General features: G+C 58.7%; 3 protein-coding genes, 1 tRNA gene and 1 pseudogene. 1 reads left to right on the forward strand and 4 read right to left on the reverse strand.

The features are described from left to right. The 3 genes from AAC083_RS11215 to AAC083_RS11225 form a co-directional block, all read right to left on the reverse strand. The coding region (locus tag AAC083_RS11215) for a TusE/DsrC/DsvC family sulfur relay protein (protein ID WP_146181657.1) at positions 1-183 on the reverse strand (183 nt) is incomplete at its 3' end. Between the two features lie 25 nt (positions 184-208). Beyond that, positions 209-2,362 (reverse strand): YccS family putative transporter, encoded by a 2,154-nt coding sequence (yccS, locus tag AAC083_RS11220; protein WP_108536634.1) that lies wholly within the window; start codon positions 2,360-2,362, stop codon positions 209-211. A gap of 249 nt (positions 2,363-2,611) precedes the next feature. Continuing rightward, positions 2,612-3,268 (reverse strand): Bax inhibitor-1/YccA family protein, encoded by a 657-nt coding sequence (locus AAC083_RS11225; protein WP_042037891.1) that lies wholly within the window; start codon positions 3,266-3,268, stop codon positions 2,612-2,614. Positions 3,269-3,452: 184 nt separating this feature from the next. Here AAC083_RS11225 and AAC083_RS11230 point away from each other — a divergent pair. Next, positions 3,453-3,540: transfer RNA gene (locus AAC083_RS11230), tRNA-Ser, on the forward strand. A gap of 331 nt (positions 3,541-3,871) precedes the next feature. On the opposite strand, the pseudogene AAC083_RS23030 reads toward AAC083_RS11230, so the two are convergent. Further along, a pseudogene (locus AAC083_RS23030) lies at positions 3,872-3,973 on the reverse strand (hypothetical protein); the annotation flags it as partial. Positions 3,974-4,047 lie beyond the last annotated feature (74 nt).

Below are 4,047 nucleotides of genomic sequence, written 5' to 3' on the forward strand. Positions count from 1 at the left end.
CTCCAGATAGAAGGCGCGCACGAAACGCACCACTTCCCAGTGGGGCTCCTCAAGCACTATGCCTTCCTGCTCGGCCAGCACCTGCGCCAGCTCCTCGCACCAATCGCTGCTGTTGAGCAGGTAGCCCTTGGCATCTGTTTCGATGCTGCGGCCGTTGAATGCCAGCTGATGTTTTTCAGACATAAGGGGCTCCTCGCAAAGGGGGCTATCAGGATTGGGCGGGCATGGTAGCGCCTTGCTCCCCGCTGAGCAACCGGCTCTCGTTGGCCAGGGTAAGCAATTCGTCTGCCAGCTGGCTGATGAGGGCGAGCTGCTGGGTCAGCATCAGCTGCTCCTCGCTGCTGTCCGGGGTGATGACAGGGCACTGGCCCTCGATCTGCGCCGGCATCTCCCCTGCCAGGTGACCGGCGGCGCGCTCCAGGGTATGGCTCAGGTGGCGGCTGATCTCGTCGAGCTCGCCTATGGCTTCCAGCTTGTCGCGATGGGCGCCCAGCGCCGAGATGTAGGAGAGCAGGGCGTGGTTGCGCCAAGTGAGGGTGAAGCAGAGATCGAGGAAACGGCGACGTTTCTGTGGCTCCACCAGCATGCTCTGCCAGGCCATGGCCAGCTCGCTGTCGGCCAGATGGGCGCTCTTACGGGCCACCCGGTAGTCGATGGATTCATCCCGTTGCTGTTGCAGACTGGCGAGCACGGCCGCCAGATAGCGGGCGTTGGCTGACAGGGAGTTGGCAATGAGCGTCGGCAGCCGCTTGTACTGCCAGTCCGGCCACAGCCAGGCCACCAGGGCATAGGAGAGCAGGCAGCCGAGGAAGGTGTCGAGCATGCGCGGCCCCAGAATGGCAAAACCAATACCATCCAGCAGGTTGAATGCCATCAGCACATAGAGGGTGATGAAGCAGACGGCGGCGCTGTAGTTGCTGCGCACCTGGGTGAAAAACAGGAAGGCGGCCAGCCCCATGACCACCAGCTGGACGTGTAGTTCAGGGAACAGCCAGAGCACGGGGATCCCCACCAGCAGGCCGGCGAAAGTGCCGAGCATGCGCTGCACCAGCCGGCGACGGGTGGCACTGTAGCTCGGCTGGCAGACGAACAGTACCGTCAGCAGGATCCAGTAACCCTTGTCCAGATTGAATGCTTGCAGTATGCCGTAGCCCACCACCAATCCGAGCGACAGGCGCAGGGCGTGGCGAAACACCATGGAGTTCGGGGTCAGATGCTGCTTGAGTTGGGTCAGCAGCGGCAGGCGGGGCGGGCGCGCCAGGGCTGGCAGGCTAGCCTGTGCCAGGGTCGGGTTTTGTAGCTCCTCGGCACTGGCCAGCAGCTGGTTGATGCTGGTCAGGGTACGGCGCAGGAACTTCATCGGCGTCAACAGTGTCTTGGGATAGTGCTGCTTGAGGTGGGTGAACTCCAGCTGATCGCCGAGGGCCTCCAAAGTCCAGTGGATGCGCTTGTTGTGGGCGTAGGGCTTGTGCACCAGGATGGCGTAACCGAGCCGCTGGCACGCCTCCGACAGTTGCAGGAACACCTCCTGAAATCCGTCGAGGACGATTCCTTGCTTGAGTTCGGCTTCCAGCTTGCTGTAGGGGTAGTGGCTGGAGGTGGCCCGCTCGTGGATCTCCAGCGCCAGCAGGTAGAGGCGCAGCAGGCTGGCAAGCTCGGGCGCCGCCTGATGACGGGTGCTCAGGCGGGCGTTGAGTGCCGACTTGGTGAGGGTCAGCGCATTGACCAGATTGATGTTGAGCTGGGCCAGATTGTGGCGAATGGCCTGGGCGCCGTGTTCGTCCGCCGGAAAGAAGCGGGATTTCTCCAGTAAATAGCGACCGAGGGCAAAGTAGCTCTGGGCAAGCTGCTCGTGCAACGTCTTGTAGGGCAGCAGCCAGAGCCAGATGAGGGAGACCAGACCGTACCAGAGTGCGCCCGCGCCGAGCGCCAGCGGCTGGTAGAAGAGATCAGGCGCCTTGGCGGCCCCCAGCATGGTGTAGATGGCGATGAGCAGGGAGCCGAAGCTGATGGTGGCGTACCGCTGACCGAGGGCCCCCACCATCACGAAGATGAAGGTCGACCCGGCCAGCCCAAGGGTAAACAGCCAGGGTGTCGGGAAGAGGTACTGCACGCAGAAGGAGGCAAACAGGAAGCAGATCAGCGTCATACCGAGGTTCTTGACCCGGCCCCACAGGCTGTCGTCGGTTTCGGCAATGGCGCCGGCCACCACCCCGAGGGAGAGCAGCACTGTGAGCTGGATGTCGCCTGTTGCCAGGGTGAAGGCAAGCAGCCCCACCATGGCCAGCAACACCTTGAGGGCGAAATAGATGTGACTGTCAGTCAGCAGTCGGCGTAACAAACCAGAAAAGTCCATGGGCATGCTAGGCACCACCCTTGAGCGAAGCAAAATCGATGTGACTGTCAGTCAGTAGTCGGCGCAGCAGGCCAGAAAAATCCATCGGCATGAGACAAGAGCAACCCTTGAACGAAACGAGAACGGGATACTAACCCGCCAAGCGCGAAGCGGCCCTGATTTGGATCAGGGCCGCTTCGCTTCATATCCTTGATTTACAACTTATTCTGACAGAAACAGGCATCAATAAAAACCCCGCCGAAGCGGGGTTGTTTATCAGTTGCGGTTGCCGCCAAGCAGGCTCAACAGGCTCAGGAAGATGTTGTAGATGGAAACATACAGGGTCACGGTGGCAGAGATGTAGTTGGTCTCGCCGCCCCGGATGATCTGCTGGGTGGTCAGCAGTATGGCACCGGAGGAGAACAGCATGAACATGGCGGACAGGGCCAGGCTCAGGGCGCTCATCTGCAGGAAGATGTTGGCGACCATGGCCACCAGCAGCACCCAGAAACCGACGAACAGCATGCCGCCGATGAAGGAGAGGTCACGCTTGGTGGTCAGGGCGTAGGCAGACAGACCAAAGAAGGTCAGCGCTGTGCCGCCCAGAGCCGTCATCACTATCTCACCACCACCATTGTTCATGTACATGTTGATGATGGGGCCCAAGCTGTAGCCGAGCAGGCCGGTCAGGGCGAAGGTGAATACCAGCCCCATGCCGTTTTCGCGGTTCTTTTGGGTCAGGAACATCAGACCGTACACACCGATAAGGAACACGGCCCAGTGCAGGGGCGGCATGTTCATCATGGTGGCAACCCCGGCCACAACGGCAGAGAAGCCAAGAGTGAGGGAGAGCAGCATATAGGTGTTGCGCAGTACCTTGTTGGTATCGCGAGCGGCACTCTGGGTGCCAGTAAGGATAGAACGGGTATCCATCTTGGGTGTCCTCTTGATTTCCGGTTGAGGCGGCAGATTCCGCTTCATTATAGTATTGTATGCACTGAAGGTGGGGATGACGAGCGCTGATTTCAAGCGCTATCCCAGCCTGTTGTCCCCCACTATCCCAGAACAAATATGTATTGCATATGAACAAGGGCTTGACGTAGTATGCTCGCCGTTCGGAGGGGTGGCAGAGCGGCTGAATGCACCGGTCTTGAAAACCGGCGATGGGCGACCATCCGTGGGTTCAAATCCCACCTCCTCCGCCATCTATATAGCCCAACTGATTGATTCGGTTGGGCTTTTTTGTATCTGTGATTTTTGTATACCACTCGGTGCGCCATTGAATGTTGGCTGGCACGCTATCTCGCTGAACTGTTTTGGACAGATTACAACAGTCACCTCTTTGTACCGCAGAACCTTCTCACCACAAGCCGTGGTCGATATCGATTATTGAACATGATTGGACGAAGCCCATGTTGGGTGTCATAGGAGGCTTCACCTTTAAGGGGAGGCTAGTTAACACATGTGATGTGCAATTGGTTCTAACACTGGTATCCCTGCATAGGGGCAAATTGCGACACTACGGCAGCTCGTAGTTTATCCACTGGATATGTGGTGGCATGTCGCACAGAGGGGGAGCAGGTCCCTTATGGTATCAACCTCATAGGTTTCGCCAATAGTAGATATTGGAGTGAGATGGTGAACGTGGAGAAGAAAGGGCCCATGGGCCTAATGCCAGTCAGTTAAGCCTGACTGGCATTGTTTTTATTTGT

Source organism: Aeromonas sp. HMWF014, from assembly GCF_963878295.1.
In the GTDB taxonomy this organism is placed as follows: domain Bacteria; phylum Pseudomonadota; class Gammaproteobacteria; order Enterobacterales; family Aeromonadaceae; genus Aeromonas; species Aeromonas popoffii.

Coding starts and splice junctions, on each gene's coding strand:
- yccS (WP_108536634.1), bottom strand. CDS start 2,362: ATGCCCATGGACTTTTCTGGTTTGTTACGCCGACTGCTGACTGACAGT.
- AAC083_RS11225 (WP_042037891.1), bottom strand. CDS start 3,268: ATGGATACCCGTTCTATCCTTACTGGCACCCAGAGTGCCGCTCGCGAT.